The following is a 15,527-nucleotide window of genomic DNA, read 5'->3' as shown; positions in this document are numbered from 1 at the left end:
CGCACATAATGTCGCCGGGCGCGGGGTACGTCCACCACGCCGCACCGGAAGGGGAACGACGTGAGCGACCGGCACGAGCACGACCACGGACATGACCACCCGGACGGTCATGGACACGGTCACGGGCACCACCCCGCCCGCGGCGGTCTCCGGCACCGCCTCGCCCATCTCCTCACCCCGCACTCGCACGAGAGCGCCGACAAGCTCGACTCCGCCCTGGAGTCCTCGGCACGCGGGATGCGCGCGCTGTGGGTGTCGCTCGCGGTGCTGGGCGTGACGGCGCTCGCGCAGGCGGTGGTGGTGACGGTGTCGGGCTCGGTCGCGCTGCTCGGCGACACCGTGCACAACGCGGCGGACGCGCTGACCGCCGTGCCCCTCGGGATCGCCTTCGTGCTGGGCGGCCGCGCGGCCACCCGGCGCTTCACCTACGGCTACGGGCGCGCCGAGGACCTGGCGGGCATCGCGATCGTGCTGACCATCGCCGCGTCGGCGGTGTTCGCGGGCTGGACGGCGGTCGACCGGCTGCTGGACCCGCGGCCCGTGACGCACCTCCCCGCGGTCGCGGGGGCGGCGCTCGCGGGGTTCGCGGGCAACGAGTGGGTCGCCCGCTACCGCATCCGGGTGGGCCGCGAGATCGGCTCGGCCGCGCTGGTCGCCGACGGACTCCACGCCCGCACCGACGCGTACACCTCCCTCGCCGTGCTGCTGGGCGCGGCCGGTTCGGCGCTGGGCTGGCGGCTCGCCGACCCGGTGGTGGGCCTGGCGATCACCGCGGCGATCGTGCTGGTGCTGCGGGACGCGGCCCGTGAGGTGTTCCGGCGGGTGCTGGACGCCGTGGACCCGGCGCTGGTGGACCGGGCCGAGGAGGCGCTGCGGGAGGTGCCGGGGGTGCGCGGGGTGGGTGAGCTGCGGCTGCGCTGGATCGGGCACCGGCTGCGGGCGGAGGTGGCGGTCGTCGTCGACGGGGAGACGACCGTGCGCGAGGCCCACGCCGTCGCCGTGGCCGCCGAGCACGCCCTGCTGCACACCGTTCCCCGGCTGACCGCGGCCCTGGTGCACGCCGACCCGGCTCCCGTGCCGGGCGAGGAGGACCCGCACCAGGCGCTGGCCCATCACGCGTCCGCCCCGGGGGTCTCCCGCCCCGTCATCACGGCGTAGGAGGAGTGGAGTTCAGGAGGTGAGGGGTTCAGGAGGCGTGGAGTTCAGGACAGGGCGAGTCCCAGGCCCTCCAGCACCGTGACGCCCGGCAGTTCGGCGAAGGCCTTGCCCGGGACGAGGAGCTTGCCGCGTCGCCGGCCGCTGCCGACCAGGACGTACGGCAGGTCGACGACGGCGGCGTCGACCAGCAGCGGCCAGTCCGCGGGCAGCCCGACGGGGGTGATGCCGCCGTACTCCATGCCGGTCTCGCCGGTCGCGGTGTCCATCGGGGCGAAGGAGACCTTGCGGGCGCCGAGATGGCGGCGGACGGCGCCGTTGACGTCGACGCGCGTGGTGGACAGCACGAGGCACGCGGCGAGGGTCGTCTCGCCGCCGCGTCTGCCCGCCACGACGACACAGTTCGCGGACCGCTCCAGCAGCTCGCGGCCGTAGTGCTCCACGAAGACGGCCGTGTCTGCCCACCGCGGGTCTGTCTCGACGTAGACGATCTGCTCGGCGGGCACACCCCCGCGCCAGTCGCGCACGGCGTCGGCGACCGGGCGGATCAGCTCGTCCAGGCAGTCGGGGGCGGGTACGGCGTGGTCGAAGTCTCCGATGGGTGCACGCATGACCGCACGCTAACAGCCGCTCCCGGCCACCGGCCCCGACGCCTCAGTGCACGGGCGGGACGGAGACGGCGAGCACCATCTCCATCGGTTCGCCACCGGTGTTGCCGTACGTGTGCGGGGCCCCGGCCTTGAAGGAGGCGCTGGCGCCGGCCGGGACGCGGTACTCGACGCCGTCCACGGTCAGGGTCAGCTCGCCCGCGGTGACGTGGACGAGTTCGACCGTGCCGACCGGGTGCGGATCGGAGGAGCTGGACTCGCCGGGCATCAGCCGCCAGTCCCACAGCTCCAGCGGACCGGGGGACTCCGTTCCGGCGAGGAGCCGGCTGTAGCTGCCGGCCTCCGTGTGCCACAGCCGTACGGCCTCCTCGCCCGGGACGATCCGGACCTTGGGGCCCTGTTCGTAGTCGAGCAGGGTGGTGATGCTGACGCCGAGCGCGTCGCCGATCTTCACGACCGTGCCGAGGCTGGGGTTGGTGCGGGCCTGCTCGATCTGGATGAGCATGCCGCGGCTGACCCCGGCCCGGGCGGCGAGCGTGTCCAGGGTGAAGCCGCGTTCCGTCCGCCAGCGCTTGACGTTGCGCGCCAGGGACTGGGTCAGCAGGTCGAGGTCCGCCACATTTCCGTCCAGGGAGTCCGGCCGGCCACGGCTCGGGCCGGTGGACCCGGGGCCTGGTCCAGTATTTTGGATTACAGGGTTCGATCGACCGCACTGCGGTGGCGTGCACCCGACCGTTCACCGAACTGTACTGCGAGGGTCCTGTGACAGCACTCTCCGCCCAGGCCACCAGCGTGCTCTGGGGCCTGGCCGACTTCGGCGGCGGACTGCTCGCGCGGCGCGTCCCCTCGCTGACGGTGGTGGTCGTCTCGCAGTCGGTCGCGGTGGGCGTGCTCGGCGCGGTGGTGGCCACGGGCGCCGGGAGCGAGGCGGGGGGTGACCGCGCCGGCCGCGCGCGGGTTCCTGGGGGCACGGCTGCTGGGGGTACAGGCGGCGGGGGCGGGGCCGACCCTGACGGGGACGTGGTTGCCGGCGGGGTGAGGCCGGGGCGGCCGGTCCGGGCCGGGGTTCAGCTTTGGGGGTCGGGGGCCGGTTCCAGTTCGGCCAGCCGGGCCACCGTCTCCTCGTCCAGGTCCGACAGGGCGCGCAGCTGGTCCGGGGTGACGCCCTCCGGGATCGGCACCGGGGCCGGGGTGCGCAGGGGCGGCTGCCAGCCGTCCTCGGGCGTCCAGCGCCGTACGACCCGGGCGGGGGCGCCCGCCACCACCGAGTGGTCCGGCACCGCGCCCCGCACCACCGCGCCCGCGGCCACCACCACGTTCCGGCCGATCCTGGCGCCGGGCAGGATCACCGCCCCGGTGCCGATCCAGCAGCCGGGGCCGATCTCCACCGGCTCCATCCGCGGCCACTGCCTGCCGATGGGCTCGTGCGGGTCGTCGTAGGAGTGGTTCGTGGACGTGACGTAGACGTACGGGCCGAAGTAGCAGTCGCTGCCGATCGTGACCGTGGTGTCGGCGATGACATGGCTGCCACGGCCCAGGACCACGCCGTCGCCGATGCGCAGGATCGGGTCCGGGCCGAGGTCGAGATCGGGCATCAGGCCGGCGGTGAGGGTGACCTGCTCGCCGACGATGCAGTGGGAGCCGACGTGGATCCAGGGCTCGCCGAACACCGTGCCGAGCGGGAACGCCAGCCGGCTGGCCTCGCCGAGCGCGCCGAAGCGGAACCGCCCGGGGTGCTCCGCCGTCACGGAGCCCGTGCGCTGCACCCAGGCCCAGCCCGTGTGCACGACGCGCTGCGCGAGGCGGCGCCGCCAGGATGAGAACGTGTTCTTGCTCTTCGGCACGGCCTCACGGTACTCAGCGCACCGCTCCGCCATGGTGTCGAGGGCCTGTGATCTTCGCCCCACCGGGTGGCGTACCGTGCCGGATGTCTACGACTGGGAGGCCGACATGGAACAGCGTGCGTTGATCACCGGCATCGGTGGCAAGGAGCCCACGATCGACGAGAGCGCCTTCGTCGCGCCCACGGCCTCGGTGATCGGGGACGTGACGCTCGGGGCGGGGGCGAGTGTCTGGTACGGGGCGGTGCTGCGGGGCGACGTCGAGCGGATCTCCGTCGGCGCGAGCAGCAATGTGCAGGACAACTGCACGCTGCATGCGGATCCCGGGTTTCCGGTGAGCGTCGGCGAGCGGGTGTCCATCGGGCACAACGCGGTGGTGCACGGGGCGACGGTCGAGGACGACTGTCTGATCGGGATGGGGGCGACCGTGCTCAACGGGGCGGTGATCGGGGCGGGGTCCCTGGTCGCCGCGCAGACGTTGGTGCCGCAGGGGATGGTGGTGCCGCCGGGGTCGCTGGTCGCGGGGGTGCCGGGGAAGGTGCGGCGGGCGCTGTCCGAGGAGGAGCGGCAGGGGGTTTCGCTGAACGGGGTGATGTACGCGGAGTTGGGTAAGGCGCACGGGGAGGTTCACGCCGGGGGTTAGCCCGGCCGACGGCTCGTGCCTGGCGCCTGGCCGGCGGCTTGGCGGGGGTTGCCTGTTGCCTGGGCGGCGGCTTGGCGGGGCTTGCCTGGCCGGCGGCTTGGCGGGCTTTCCGTCGTGGTTCGCCGTCCGCCCGTCTTGGGCTGGTCGCGCAGTTCCCCGCGCCCCTCGGGGGGGCCTTGTGGCGGGCCGGGTTGCGGGCCCGGATTTCCGCCGTCTTGGGGGTTTGCGCAGTTCCCCGCGCCCCTTGGGGGGCGCGGCTGGCTGTGGATCCGGCTTTCCGCCGTCCTTGGGATTTGCGCAGTTCCCCGCGCCCCTTGGGGGCCTTGTGGGGGTCGGGCCGGGGACCCGGCATTCCGCGGTCTTGACGTTTTGCGCAGTTCCCCGCGCCCCTTGGGGCGGTTGTCCTCGGCCCCCTAGAGGGTTTCGGTGGGGACGGGGGTTGGGTCGGGGGTTGCTGCTCTGGCCTTGCGCTTGAGGATCAGCATGGATGTGAGGCCGATGAGGACGGCGGCCACCAGGCCGAGCCAGGAGAAGCGCTTCAGCCAGGACTCGGCGACGACGCCGACGTAGTAGATGACGGCCGTGGTCCCGCCGGCCCAGACGATTCCGCCGAGGACGTTGGCGATCAGGAACTTCCAGTACGGCATGTGCAGCACGCCCGCGAGGGGGCCCGCGAAGATGCGGAGGAGGGCGATGAAGCGGCCGAAGAAGACGGCCCAGACGCCCCACTTCTGGAAGGAGCGCTCGGCTGTCGCGATATGCCCCTCGCTGAAGTGCCTGGGGAACTTCCCGCCGAGCCAGGCCAGCAGCGGCCGCCCGCCCTTGCGGCCGATCGCGTAGCCGATGGAGTCGCCGACGATCGCGCCGACACTCGCGCACGCCCCGAGGACGAACGGGTCGATGTCACCGTGCTGCGAGGCCAGCAGCGCCGAGGAGACCAGGATGATCTCGCCCGGCAGCGGGATGCCCAGGCTCTCCAGGCCGATGACGACGCCGACCAGCAGATAGATGGCGAGCGGGGGCACCGATTCGAGCCATTCCTGGACGTGCAACGCCGCTACCTCCCAGATCTGCGCAGACCACTGCGTCTCTTCGTGTGCCCGGCGGCGGCACACGCCGCGAAGCCTACCCAGTCAGTCTGACGTCCCGGCCGCCCCGGTGGTTGTGCCGGTCCCCGTGGGCCACGGTGACGTGCGCCACGTCACCGTCTGGGGCCCTTCTGGCGGATCTCCGTGGGAGAAGGAGCGGCGTTCGGTGCGTGCGATCGGTGTGCGGTGTGGAGGGACAGGTCGCTCCGCCACCTGTCCCTCCGCGCCGTGCGGCCGGGGGCACCTCCCACACCCTTCAGGCGGTGGGGGATGGCGTGCCGGGCGTCGCGACGCCACGGAGATCCGCCAGAAGGGCCCTAGGCCGGTCGGGTGCGGATCTCCACGCTCGCGCTGAGCGGCAGGTCGCGCGAGGAGGCGCCGAGCCAGACCGTACGGCGGCCGGTGCCGAGCACCCAGTCGTGGCGGCCGGTGTCCCAGGAGGACAGGGTGCGGGCGACGACCTGGACGGTGACCTGTCGCCGCTCCCCCGCCCGCAGCGCCACCCTGCGGTACCCGGCCAGCACCCGTACCGGCTGGTCGAGCGCCAGGTCGGGCGAGGGCCCGAGGTACACCTGCGGCACGGCCACGCCGTCCCGGTCGCCCGTGTTGCGCACCGTGAAGGACACGGCCAGGCCGCCCCGGGCGGGGCGTACCGACAGGTCCGCGCAGGAGAAGGACGTGTAGGAGAGCCCGTGGCCGAAGGGGAAGAGGGGTGGGACGTCCTGGGCGTCGTACCAGCGGTGGCCGGCGTGGACGCCCTCCGTGTACTCCTCGACGCCGTCCACGCCCGGGTAGCGGCGGGGGTCCCCGGCGACGGGGTGGCTGTCGTCGTCGGCCGGGAAGGTCTGGGTGAGCCGACCGCCGGGGTCGACGTCGCCGAAGAGGACGGCGGCGGTGGCGGCGGCCCCCTCCTGGCCCGGGTAGTACATCTGGAGCACGGCTCCGGTGCGCTCCAGCCAGGGCATCGCCGTCGCGGACGAGGTGTTGAGGACGACCGTGGTGCGCGGGTTGGCCGCGGTGACGGCCTCGATCAGGCGCGTCTGGTCGCCGGGGAGGGCGATGGTGGTGCGGTCGCGGCCCTCGGTGGCGTCCTCGTAGGCGAACAGGACGACGTGGCGGGCCGCCCGCGCGGCCGTGACCGCCTCGGCCAGATCGGCGGCGCGGGTCGCGGCGGTGCTGCGGCGCAGCCGGAACAGCAGTCCGTCGGCGCCGCCCTCGGCGGTGATCCGCAGCCGGTGCGCCCCGGCGCCGAGGGCGAGGGTGCGGCGGCGCACGGCGAGGCCGTCGGGGGCGGCGGTGACCAGGCCACCCATCAGGTACTCGCCCCAGCCGGGCGCGAGCGGGAAGAGTTCCTCGTCGTCGACGAAGACCTCGGGACGGCCGTTCGGCGGGCCCGAGGAGTGCAGGACGAAGGTCCACTCGTCCGCTTCGTCGAGCGTGAGGGTGCCGTCGTAGCTCCAGGTCGTCCCGGCGCCCACGCCCTGGCCCTCGGTGGCGAGGGCGGGGGTGAGGGCGCCCGCGGGGACCGGCTTGCCGAAGAGGTCCTCGCCGAGGGCGTGGGTGACGCGGGTGTCCTGTCCGGCGCGGGCGCGCAGGGCGTCGACGGGGCTTGCAGCGCGGTCGGGGACGACGTGGGCGCTGCCGCCGCCGCTGACGAAGGGGATCGCCCCGGTCGGGCCGACGACCGCGATGTCGCCCTCGGTCAGCGGCAGGGTGCCGCGTTCGTTGCGCAGCAGCGTGGCGCCCGCCTCGGCCACCTCCCGGGCGAGGGCCGCGCCCGCCTCCGGGTCGCGGCCGGGGCGCGGGGGCCGTTCGCCGTCGAGCAGGCCGAAGCGGTCCAGCGCCGACAGCAGCCGGCGCACCGCCCGGTCGACGTAGTGCTCGGGGACGCTGCCGTCCTTCACCGCCGCCTTCAGCGCGGTGCCGAAGTGGCGGCCGTCGGGCATCTCCATGTCCAGCCCTGCGGTGAGCGCCGGGGCCGTGCTGTGCGCGGCGAACCAGTCGGTCATCACCCAGCCGTCGAACCCCCAGCGCTCGCGCAGGATGTGGCTGAGCAGTTCCTTGTTCTCGCAGGCGAAGGTGGAGCCGACCTTGTTGTACGCGCCCATGACCGCACCGGTTCCGGCGGCTACGGCGGCCTCGAAGCCGCGCAGCTCGACCTCGTGCAGGGTGCGCTCGTCGACCCGTACGTCGACGGAGTCGCGGTCCTTCTCCTGGTTGTTGAGCGCGAAGTGCTTGACGGTGGCGACGAGGCCCTCGCCCTGGATGCCCTCGATCTCGGCGGCGACCAGGTCGGCGGAGAGCAGCGGGTCCTCGGAGAAGGTCTCGAAGTTGCGGCCCGCGTAGGGGGTGCGGATCAGGTTGACCATCGGGGAGAGCAGTACGTCCTGGCCGAGCGCACGGCCCTCGCGGCCGATGACCCGGCCGTAGCGGCGGGCCAGTTCGGGGTCGAAGGCGGAGGCGAGCAGCACGGGGGCGGGCAGCGCGGTGGCGCGCCGGGTGACGCGGACCCCGGCCGGGCCGTCGGCCAGCCGCAGCGGCGGGATGCCGAGCCGGGGCACGCCGGGTACGTATCCGGCCTGGCCGAGGGAGGCGGGGTCGGGGGCGCCGTGCAGCAGGGAGATCTTCTCGTCGAGGGTGAGGGCGGTGAGGAGGGCCTCGACCCGGGGAACGGCGCCCTTGGCCCGGCGCCCGGCCGTCGCGCGGGCCGGGGTGAAACCGCCGGCGGTGGCCGCCGTGGCCACGGCGATGGCGACACTCAGCAGGCGCAGCGCGGATCGCCGGGGAACGGTGTCGGACATGGGCCGTCACTCCTTCGGTGAGCTGGCACGACAGGCGAACCGCGGCGTGCGCCCGGCGACCCCGGGCTGTGTTCGCCCTGTGGACCCACTGTGGTGCACGGCGCACATGACGGACCGTCAGACACCACCGGCGCGCGGGAAAAGTACGGGCATCGGCTGCCCGTGTCCATGCCCGCGGCGGGCGGCCGCCGGGAACGGCGAAGGCCCCGACCTTGAGGGCCGGGAACGGCGAGGCCCCAGCCGTGAGGGCCGGGAACGACGAAGGCCCCAGCCATGAGGGCCGGGGCCTTGCGCGCGTCGCGGCCGGACGGGCCGGAGCCTTGTCCGTGTCGTGCTCAGCCGTTGGGCCGCAGGGTCCACACGACGGTCATCTCGCTGGTCACGGCGCCGTCCTCACGCTGGATGGCGACGGTCACCGGGAACTCGGGGCGCTTGCCCTCGTCCAGCTCCGCGACGACGTCGGCGATGGGCCGGCCGAGCGTGGCGGTGGCCTTGACCGGGCCGAGCGCGATCTTCTTGAAGGCGATGTCGGCGTGCACCGGGAGCGGCACGGCGCGGGAGAGCTGGTCACCGAAGGCCGCGAGCACGATCGCGCCGCTCGCCGACTCGCCGAGGGTGAACATCGCGCCCGCGTGCGGACCACCGACGTGGTTGCGGTACTCGCTCTGGTCCGGCAGGGCCAGCACGGCCTTCTCCGGAGTGGTCTCCAGGTACTCGAGGTTCAGGGTGCGAACCATCGGCACCGTGGCGGCGAGCAGCTCGCCGATGGACATCTGATCTGCGCTCATGGCGAGGATGTTACCCACGAGTAGCCGAGGTGGCCAGACGCCTCGGGTGTCGCCTTCACCTCTCTTTCGGCCACGCGCCCGGCACGGGCCCCGCCGCGCTCGTGCGACATCCCGGCCGCGCGCGTACCGCACCCCCGCCCCACCCGTACGGCATCCCCGGCGCGGCTCCGCACCGCCGGTCTCCCCTGTTGGTACGTCCCTGACAAGGGGCAGTGACCGAATCGTGTCCGGGGCGGCACTAGGGTTACGGCACATGTGGCCAGGAGAGCAGCCGCCCGGGGGCGAGCAGAACCCGCAGACGAACAACCCGTACCAGCAGCCGGGGTACCAGCAGCCGAATCCGTATCAGCAGCCCGGCTACCAGCAGCCCAACCCGTACGCGCAGCAGCCGCAGTGGGCCCAGCCCCAGACGGTCGGCATGCCCCAGCCGCAGCCCGGCGGGGGCGGCGGTGGCGGGAACCGGACCAGGCTGGTGGCGATCATCGCGGCGGCCGCCGTGGTGGCGACGGCCGCGGTGACCGGCTTCCTGGTGCTCGGCGGCGACAAGGACGACACCGCGGACGGCGGTGACAAGGGCAAGAAGACGACGAGCCCGTCGCCCACGGAGTCCGCCGAGCCGAGCGCCTCGGAGAGCGGGTCGGACGACAACCCGCGCGGCACCGAGACCCTCGAGCCGACCGTCGCGGGCTGGAAGGTCGTGGTGAACCCCAAGTGGGGCATCGCCTTCGACGTGCCGGCCGACTGGGAGGTGGAGTCCCCGACCCTGACGATCGGCTTCGAGGACGACAAGTCCGACTCGGCCAAGCCGCTGATCGTGATGTCGGCGCCCGCCTTCTACAAGTCCAAGTGGTGCACGACCGACGACAACAAGGACGGCCGCACCGAGGACACGGCCCTGGCCGCCGTCGGCAGCAAGGGTGCCGACGGCGCCAAGAACACCGACGAGGTCGCGGTCAACCAGGTCCCCTGGTGGGTCTACGGCGGCTACACCCAGCCCGACAAGAAGAGCCTCACCTTCGACAAGAAGGCCACGGCCTACACCACCGCCTCCGGCATCAAGGGCAGCCTGGCCTGGGCGCAGTCCACAAACACCCCGCAGAAGGGCAAGTGCGCCAGCGACGGCAAGGCGGCCACCTTCGGCTTCAAGAACGCCGACGGCGCCTATGTGGCCTGGAACTTCTACGGTGCCAAGGGTGTGAAGGGCGAGGTGCCGAAGGAGACGATCATGAAGATCCTCAGCACGGTCCGGCTGCACGGCGAGGCGACGGCCAGCTGAACGGTCCGCTCACGCGGGGAGGGGAAGGCGGCCGCGGCGGCCGCCCGCGCGGCGGCGCGACGGAGACCCGAGCGTCCGCCCGCGCGGAGACCCGAACGTCCGCCCGCGCGGAGACCCGAGGGCGCCCTCGTGAGGGCAGGGCGCCCGGCCCTCCCCTCGTCGGACACTCGGTTTGGCAAACGCGGGCCCGGGCGGGGATAGTCGGCCGGTGAACTCCGCCGTCTCCCCCCGCCCCGGCCGCCACCTGCGCAGACCCGACTGGGCCGGGCGCAACTACAGCCTGCTGACCGCCGCCGCCTTCGTCACCAACCTCGGCGGCCACGGAGCCCTGATCGCCGCCGCGTTCGCGGTCCTGGAGAACGGCGGCGACGGCGGCGACGTGGGCCTGGTGGCAGCGGCCCGCACCCTGCCGCTGGTGCTGTTCCTGCTGATCGGCGGCGCGGTCGCGGACCGGGTCCCCCGGCACCGGGTGATGGTCGCGGCCAACGCACTCAACTGTGTCTCCCAGGGCCTGTTCGCCGTGCTGGTGCTGACCGGTGAGCCGCTGCTGTGGCAGATGATGCTGCTCACCGCGCTCGGCGGCACCGGGCAGGCGTTCTTCGGCCCCGCGGCCGAGGGCATGCTGCTGTCCTCGGTGTCCGGGGCGCAGGCGAGCCGCGCGTTCGCCGTGTTCCGGATGGCGATGCAGGGCGCGGCGGTCGGCGGTGCCGCGCTCGGCGGCGCGATGGTCGCCGTGGTCGGGCCCGGCTGGGTGCTGGCCGCCGACGCCGCCGCGTTCGCCGTCGCCGGGGCGATGCGCGCCCTGCTCGACGTCGGGCACATCGCCCCGCGCGAGCCCGGCGGGGGAATGCTCGCCGATCTGCGGGAGGGCTGGCAGGAGTTCGTCGGGCGGCCCTGGCTGTGGGCCGTCGTCGTGCAGTTCTCGATCGTCGGCGCGGTCGTCGGCGCCGCCGACGCGGTCTACGGCCCGCTCGTCTCCCGCGACCATCTCGGCGGGGCGGGCCCCTGGGGCCTGGCCCTGGGGTTCTTCGGGGCGGGCACGGTGGCGGGCGCCCTGCTGATGACCCGCTGGAAGCCCCGTCGGCTGCTGCTCGCGGGCACCCTGTGCGTCTTCCCGCTCGCCCTGCCCTCCGCCGCGCTCGCCGTGCCGGTGCCGATCGGGGTGCTGTGCGCGGTGATGTTCGTGACGGGCGTGACCCTGGAGGTCTTCGGCGTCTCCTGGATGACCGCGCTGCACCAGGAGATCCCCGAGAACAAGCTCTCCCGCGTCTCCGCCTACGACTGGTTCGGCTCGGTCGCCCTGACACCGCTGGCGGTCGCGCTGGCCGGTCCGGCGGAGGACGCCTTCGGCCGCACCGAGGCACTGTGGGGCTGCGCCGTGACGGTCTTCACGGTCACCGCGCTGGTCCTGCTCGTACCGGACGTACGCCGACTGCGCCGCCGTACCAAGGAGATCGCCACAGGGCCGGCGACCGCGGGCGCGAACGGCTCAGCCGATGCCGAATGCCCCGTCGGGGGGCACGGGTGAGGGCACGGCGTCCTCGTCCCTGACCGGCCGCGCGTTCCCGGTGAACTCCCTCAGCGCGGCCCCCTGTTCCACCCTCGCCGCGAACGCGTCGCCTGCGGTGAGCCGGGCCAGGGAGGCCGTGTCGACCGGCTCGTGCGAGGCGACCAGCACGGCGTTGCCGAACCGCCGCCCGCGCAGCACGCCGGGTTCGGCGATCATCACCAGCTCCTCGAACACCGCGCCGAGCGTGGCCAGCTGGGACCGCAGGAACGCGAACGGCGCCCCGTCCGCCAGGTTGGCCAGATAGACGCCGTCCTCGCGCAGCACGCGCTCCGCCTCGCGGGCGTACCCGAGGCTGGTCAGATGCGCGGGCACACGGGAGCCGCCGAACACGTCGGCGACGATCACGTCCGCGGAGTCCGCCGGGGCTCCGGCCAGAAAGGCCCGGGCGTCCTCGGCGTGGGTGGTGACACCGGCGTCGGGCGGCAGCGGCAGATGCTCGGCGACCAGGTCCAGCAGCCCCCGGTCGGCCTCCACCACGTCCTGCCGCGAGCCCGGCCGGGTCGCCACGAGGTACCGGGGCAGCGTGAGTGCCCCTCCGCCGAGATGCAGGACGTCCAGCGCCCGCCCCGCCGGCGCGACGGTGTCCAGGACATGCCCCAGCCGCCGCGCGTACTCGAACTCCAGATGGGTCGGCTCGTCCAGGTCCACGTAGGACTGGGGTGCCCCGTCGACCGTGAGCAGCCAGGCACGCTCACGGTCGACGTCGGGCATCAGCTTGGCCGTGCCGTGGTCGACGGCGCGGGAGACGGGGAGGGCTTCGTTCACCGCTCCATTCTGCCCGCGACCCGCGCTCCTCAGGAGCGCGGGGAACCGCGCGACCGGCCGCACCCGGCCCGCGGTCCCCCCTCACCTCACCGCAGGGCGGTCACCGTCCCCGCCCCCACGGTCCGGCCGCCCTCGCGGATGGCGAAGCCGAGCCCCGCCTCCAGCGGCACGTCACGGCCGGGCTCGACCGTCATGGAGACGGTGTCCCCGGGCCGCGCGACCGCCGGCTCGCGCCGGGCCTGGGTCCGGCGTCGAACGATTTTCCCTACGACGGCGAAGCCTCCCGCGGCACGCTGCCGGGGAGGCTTCTGGGAGGAGGCGCGTCGGCCGGGTGCTAGCCCGCCGACTCCGCCGCGTGGGGGCTCAGGACGCCCGTGACGACGAGGCCGATCAGCACCACACCGAGGATGACGCGGTACCAGACGAACGGCATGAAGCTCTTGGTGGAGATGTACTTCATGAACCAGGCGATCACCGCGTACCCGGTGGCGAAGGCGATGATCGTGGCGAAGATCGTCGGACCCCAGGAGACGTGGCCGCCCTCCATGGCGTCCTTCAGCTCGAACGTGCCGGAGGCGAGCACCGCCGGGATGGCGAGCAGGAAGGAGTAGCGGGCCGCGGCCTCGCGCTGGTAGCCCATGAAGAGGCCGCCGCTGATGGTGGCGCCGGAGCGGGAGACGCCGGGGATCAGGGCGCAGGCCTGGCAGAGACCGAAGATCAGGCCGTCGCGGACGCCGAGGTCCGTCAGGGTCTTGCGGGGCCGCGCGGCCCGGTGCTTGCCGCCTTCCTCGTCGCGCGCGGCGAGCCGGTCGGCGACGCCGATGACGATGCCGACGACGATCAGCATCGTCGCGGTGACCCGCAGATCACGGAAGGGTCCCTCGATCTGCTCCTTGAGCGTGACGCCGAGCACACCGATCGGGATCGAGCCGACGATCACCAGCCAGCCCATCTGGGCGTCGTGGTCCTTGCGCATCTCCTTGTCGAACAGTGAGCGCGACCACGCCGACAGGATGCGGCCGATGTCCTTGCGGAAGTAGATCAGCACCGCCGCCTCCGTGCCGATCTGGGTGATCGCCGTGAAGGCCGCTCCGGGGTCCTCCCAGCCGGAGAAGGCTGCGGTCAGCCGCAGATGCGCGCTGGAGGACACGGGGAGGAACTCGGTCAGCCCCTGGACGAGTCCGAGGATGAGTGATTCGAACCAAGACATGAAGTTACGGAGTCCAAGTGCCGATCGTGCTACGGGCGTCGGACACGCCGAGCCCGCGCGCGCGGGTCTGGTGTGTTGAGGGGCAGCGTAGCGTCCTCCGGGAGAGGGCCATGACCTGGGGCCGTCGAGATGATCGTCGGACGAGCGGACCGGGGTGTCGACGCTCGTCTGGACGGCACCCGCGTCGCACGACGGAAAGCTCTTGCGGTCCAGTACCGCGCGCCTTCCGCGACGGCCGCCTCCTCGGCCCGGACGGCGGGGGCCCTTGGTGAGCGCGACCTCTCTCCCCGGGACGGGACCGGCGGGCGCGCCTAGCCTGGACTCATGGCGACGGTGACCGTGCCGGTGCGGGGAGTCGACGTGGCCTACACGCGCGTGGGCCACGGTCCGCCGCTGGTGCTGGTGCACGGCGCCGGAGCGGACGGGCGGATGTGGGAGCCGCAGACCGCCGCGCTGTCGGACGAGTTCACGGTGGTGTCCTGGGACGAGCCGGGCGCCGGACGGTCCTCGGATCTGCCGCCGGACTTCACCCTCGCCGGCTTCGCCCGCAGTCTCGCCGCGGTGATCGAGGACGTGGCTCTCGGCCCGGCCCATGTCGCCGGGCTGTCCTGGGGCGGCACGGTCGCCCTGGAGCTGTACCGGCACCACCCGGAGCTGGTGCGGACACTGATCCTGGTCGACACCTACGCGGGCTGGAAGGGCTCGCTTCCGCCGGAGGAGGTCGAGGCCCGGGTCGAGGGCGTGCGGCGGATGCTCGCGGCGGCGCCGGAGGAGTTCGATCCCACGCTGCCGGGGCTGTTCGCGGGTGACCCGCCGACGGCGTTCCTGCCGCTGCTCGACGCCATGGCCCGGGACGTGCGCCCCACGACCATGGGCGCGCAGCTGCTCCTGATGGCCGAGACCGACCAGCGCGACCTGCTGCCGGAGATCGCCGTGCCCACGCTGCTCGTCTGGGGCGAGCGGGACGCGCGGTCACCGCTGGGCGTGGCACGGGCGTTCCGGGACGCGATCGCGGGTGCGCGGCTGGTGGTGCTGCCCGGCGTGGGCCATATGAGCAACCTGGAGGCGCCGGAGGCCTTCGCTCGCGCGGTACGCGGCTTTCTGCACGGGTTGCGGCCGCTGTAGGGCGGTCGAGGTAGGCGGCCGGAGCGCGGCGGGCCTCAGGCCGCCGTGGAGCCTTCGGAACCGTGGACCGGTGGCCCGCCGTCAGGCCGCCGTGGGGCCCGAGACGGTCCAGCCGGGGCTCTGGGGGTGGGCGGTGAGGTCCTCGTGGCGGACCTCACCGCCGCAGGCCCGGCAGGTGACGACGGGGACGAGTTCGTTGCCGCAGTCGTGCTCGATCACCATCGGGCGGTCGTCCTCGCCGCGCAGATGGCGGTCACCCCACTCCTTGAGGGTCATCAGGACCGGTTCCAGCTCCAGCCCGGCCGGTGTCGCCCGGTACTCGAAGCGCTGCGGCCGCTCGCTGTAGACGCGCTTGGTGAGGACGCCGGCGTCCACGAGGCGGCGCAGACGGGTGGCCAGCACATCGCGCGGGGCGCCGATGTTGCGCACCAGCTGATCGAAGCGCCCGTTGCCCAGGCAGACCTCGCGGAGCACGAGCAGGGAGTACTTCTCGCCGACGAGCGCCAGGGTGTCGGCGATCGAGCAGGGGCGCGGGTCCTTGGTGGCGGCCATGCGCCCCATCCTAGGCGAGGGTTTGATTTCCCAACCGAATGGGTTTGTTTTTCCAACTCTCACGACTAGAGTGAGTCCAGATTTCCTACTCACTGGTAATCGCGC

At 73.4% G+C, this 15,527-nt stretch carries 14 protein-coding genes and 1 pseudogene; 5 read left to right on the top strand and 10 right to left on the bottom strand.

What is annotated here, in order from left to right:
• Positions 1 to 60: 60 nt before the first annotated feature.
• Positions 61 to 1,158 (top strand): cation diffusion facilitator family transporter, encoded by a 1,098-nt coding sequence (locus ACFYR0_RS05300; RefSeq protein WP_389322091.1) that lies wholly within the window; start codon positions 61 to 63, stop codon positions 1,156 to 1,158.
• 44 nt (positions 1,159 to 1,202) lie between these two features.
• On the opposite strand, the gene ACFYR0_RS05295 is transcribed toward ACFYR0_RS05300, so the two are convergent.
• From ACFYR0_RS05295 to ACFYR0_RS05285, 3 genes are all read right to left on the bottom strand, one after another.
• On the bottom strand, positions 1,203 to 1,766 hold the full coding sequence (locus ACFYR0_RS05295; protein ID WP_389322089.1) for a YbaK/EbsC family protein: 564 nt from the start codon (positions 1,764 to 1,766) through the stop codon (positions 1,203 to 1,205).
• Positions 1,767 to 1,809: 43 nt separating this feature from the next.
• On the bottom strand, positions 1,810 to 2,382 hold the full coding sequence (locus ACFYR0_RS05290) for a helix-turn-helix domain-containing protein (RefSeq protein ID WP_389322087.1): 573 nt from the start codon (positions 2,380 to 2,382) through the stop codon (positions 1,810 to 1,812).
• Positions 2,383 to 2,830: 448 nt separating this feature from the next.
• A complete protein-coding gene (locus ACFYR0_RS05285; RefSeq protein ID WP_389322085.1) occupies positions 2,831 to 3,607 on the bottom strand; it encodes an acyltransferase in 777 nt (258 codons plus the stop codon).
• 106 nt (positions 3,608 to 3,713) lie between these two features.
• Between ACFYR0_RS05285 and ACFYR0_RS05280 the strand changes: the two genes are divergently transcribed.
• Positions 3,714 to 4,247, top strand: coding sequence for a gamma carbonic anhydrase family protein (locus ACFYR0_RS05280; RefSeq protein ID WP_389322785.1), 534 nt, complete (start codon positions 3,714 to 3,716; stop codon positions 4,245 to 4,247).
• Between the two features lie 413 nt (positions 4,248 to 4,660).
• Here ACFYR0_RS05280 and ACFYR0_RS05275 read toward each other — a convergent pair whose 3' ends face one another.
• The 3 genes from ACFYR0_RS05275 to ACFYR0_RS05265 all read right to left on the bottom strand — a co-directional run bounded on the left by ACFYR0_RS05275 (position 4,661) and on the right by ACFYR0_RS05265 (position 8,909).
• Positions 4,661 to 5,299, bottom strand: coding sequence for a DedA family protein (locus ACFYR0_RS05275; protein ID WP_389322083.1), 639 nt, complete (start codon positions 5,297 to 5,299; stop codon positions 4,661 to 4,663).
• Positions 5,300 to 5,652: 353 nt separating this feature from the next.
• The gene (locus ACFYR0_RS05270; protein WP_389322081.1) at positions 5,653 to 8,136 is read right to left on the bottom strand and encodes a beta-glucosidase; all 2,484 of its coding nucleotides are present in this window, start codon (positions 8,134 to 8,136) and stop codon (positions 5,653 to 5,655) included.
• Positions 8,137 to 8,471: 335 nt separating this feature from the next.
• A complete protein-coding gene (locus tag ACFYR0_RS05265) occupies positions 8,472 to 8,909 on the bottom strand; it encodes a DUF4442 domain-containing protein (protein ID WP_386383691.1) in 438 nt (145 codons plus the stop codon).
• Between the two features lie 268 nt (positions 8,910 to 9,177).
• Between ACFYR0_RS05265 and ACFYR0_RS05260 the strand changes: the two genes are divergently transcribed.
• Positions 9,178 to 10,200, top strand: a complete 1,023-nt coding sequence (locus ACFYR0_RS05260; protein ID WP_389322079.1) for a hypothetical protein — start codon at positions 9,178 to 9,180, stop codon at positions 10,198 to 10,200.
• 208 nt (positions 10,201 to 10,408) lie between these two features.
• Positions 10,409 to 11,728, top strand: coding sequence for an MFS transporter (locus tag ACFYR0_RS05255; protein ID WP_389322077.1), 1,320 nt, complete (start codon positions 10,409 to 10,411; stop codon positions 11,726 to 11,728).
• Here ACFYR0_RS05255 and ACFYR0_RS05250 read toward each other — a convergent pair.
• From ACFYR0_RS05250 to ACFYR0_RS05240, 3 genes and pseudogenes are all read right to left on the bottom strand, one after another.
• Positions 11,690 to 12,535, bottom strand: coding sequence for a spermidine synthase (locus tag ACFYR0_RS05250; protein WP_389322075.1), 846 nt, complete (start codon positions 12,533 to 12,535; stop codon positions 11,690 to 11,692). The two genes, ACFYR0_RS05255 and ACFYR0_RS05250, sit on opposite strands and share 39 nt — an antisense overlap.
• Positions 12,536 to 12,621: 86 nt before the next feature.
• Positions 12,622 to 12,765, bottom strand: a pseudogene (locus tag ACFYR0_RS05245) (elongation factor Tu); the annotation flags it as partial.
• A 104-nt stretch (positions 12,766 to 12,869) separates the two neighbouring features.
• The gene (locus tag ACFYR0_RS05240; RefSeq protein WP_389322073.1) at positions 12,870 to 13,745 is read right to left on the bottom strand and encodes an undecaprenyl-diphosphate phosphatase; all 876 of its coding nucleotides are present in this window, start codon (positions 13,743 to 13,745) and stop codon (positions 12,870 to 12,872) included.
• A 324-nt stretch (positions 13,746 to 14,069) separates the two neighbouring features.
• Between ACFYR0_RS05240 and ACFYR0_RS05235 the strand changes: the two genes are divergently transcribed.
• The gene (locus ACFYR0_RS05235; RefSeq protein ID WP_389322071.1) at positions 14,070 to 14,870 is read left to right on the top strand and encodes an alpha/beta fold hydrolase; all 801 of its coding nucleotides are present in this window, start codon (positions 14,070 to 14,072) and stop codon (positions 14,868 to 14,870) included.
• Between the two features lie 81 nt (positions 14,871 to 14,951).
• Here ACFYR0_RS05235 and ACFYR0_RS05230 read toward each other — a convergent pair whose 3' ends face one another.
• Positions 14,952 to 15,422, bottom strand: coding sequence for a winged helix-turn-helix transcriptional regulator (locus ACFYR0_RS05230; protein ID WP_389322069.1), 471 nt, complete (start codon positions 15,420 to 15,422; stop codon positions 14,952 to 14,954).
• Positions 15,423 to 15,527 lie beyond the last annotated feature (105 nt).

Source organism: Streptomyces sp. NPDC005017 (assembly GCF_042873115.1).
In the GTDB taxonomy this organism is placed as follows: Bacteria; Actinomycetota; Actinomycetes; order Streptomycetales; family Streptomycetaceae; genus Streptomyces.
This window is presented reverse-complemented; position numbering and strand designations above follow the sequence as displayed.

What these genes read in the sequence shown, in the direction of transcription:
- ACFYR0_RS05240 (WP_389322073.1), bottom strand. Translation starts at nt 13,745, where the DNA reads ATGTCTTGGTTCGAATCACTCATCCTCGGACTCGTCCAGGGGCTGACC.
- ACFYR0_RS05235 (WP_389322071.1), top strand. Translation starts at nt 14,070, where the DNA reads ATGGCGACGGTGACCGTGCCGGTGCGGGGAGTCGACGTGGCCTACACG.
- ACFYR0_RS05260 (WP_389322079.1), top strand. Translation starts at nt 9,178, where the DNA reads ATGTGGCCAGGAGAGCAGCCGCCCGGGGGCGAGCAGAACCCGCAGACG.
- ACFYR0_RS05295 (WP_389322089.1), bottom strand. Translation starts at nt 1,766, where the DNA reads ATGCGTGCACCCATCGGAGACTTCGACCACGCCGTACCCGCCCCCGAC.
- ACFYR0_RS05280 (WP_389322785.1), top strand. Translation starts at nt 3,714, where the DNA reads ATGGAACAGCGTGCGTTGATCACCGGCATCGGTGGCAAGGAGCCCACG.
- ACFYR0_RS05230 (WP_389322069.1), bottom strand. Translation starts at nt 15,422, where the DNA reads ATGGCCGCCACCAAGGACCCGCGCCCCTGCTCGATCGCCGACACCCTG.
- ACFYR0_RS05270 (WP_389322081.1), bottom strand. Translation starts at nt 8,136, where the DNA reads ATGTCCGACACCGTTCCCCGGCGATCCGCGCTGCGCCTGCTGAGTGTC.
- ACFYR0_RS05265 (WP_386383691.1), bottom strand. Translation starts at nt 8,909, where the DNA reads ATGTCCATCGGCGAGCTGCTCGCCGCCACGGTGCCGATGGTTCGCACC.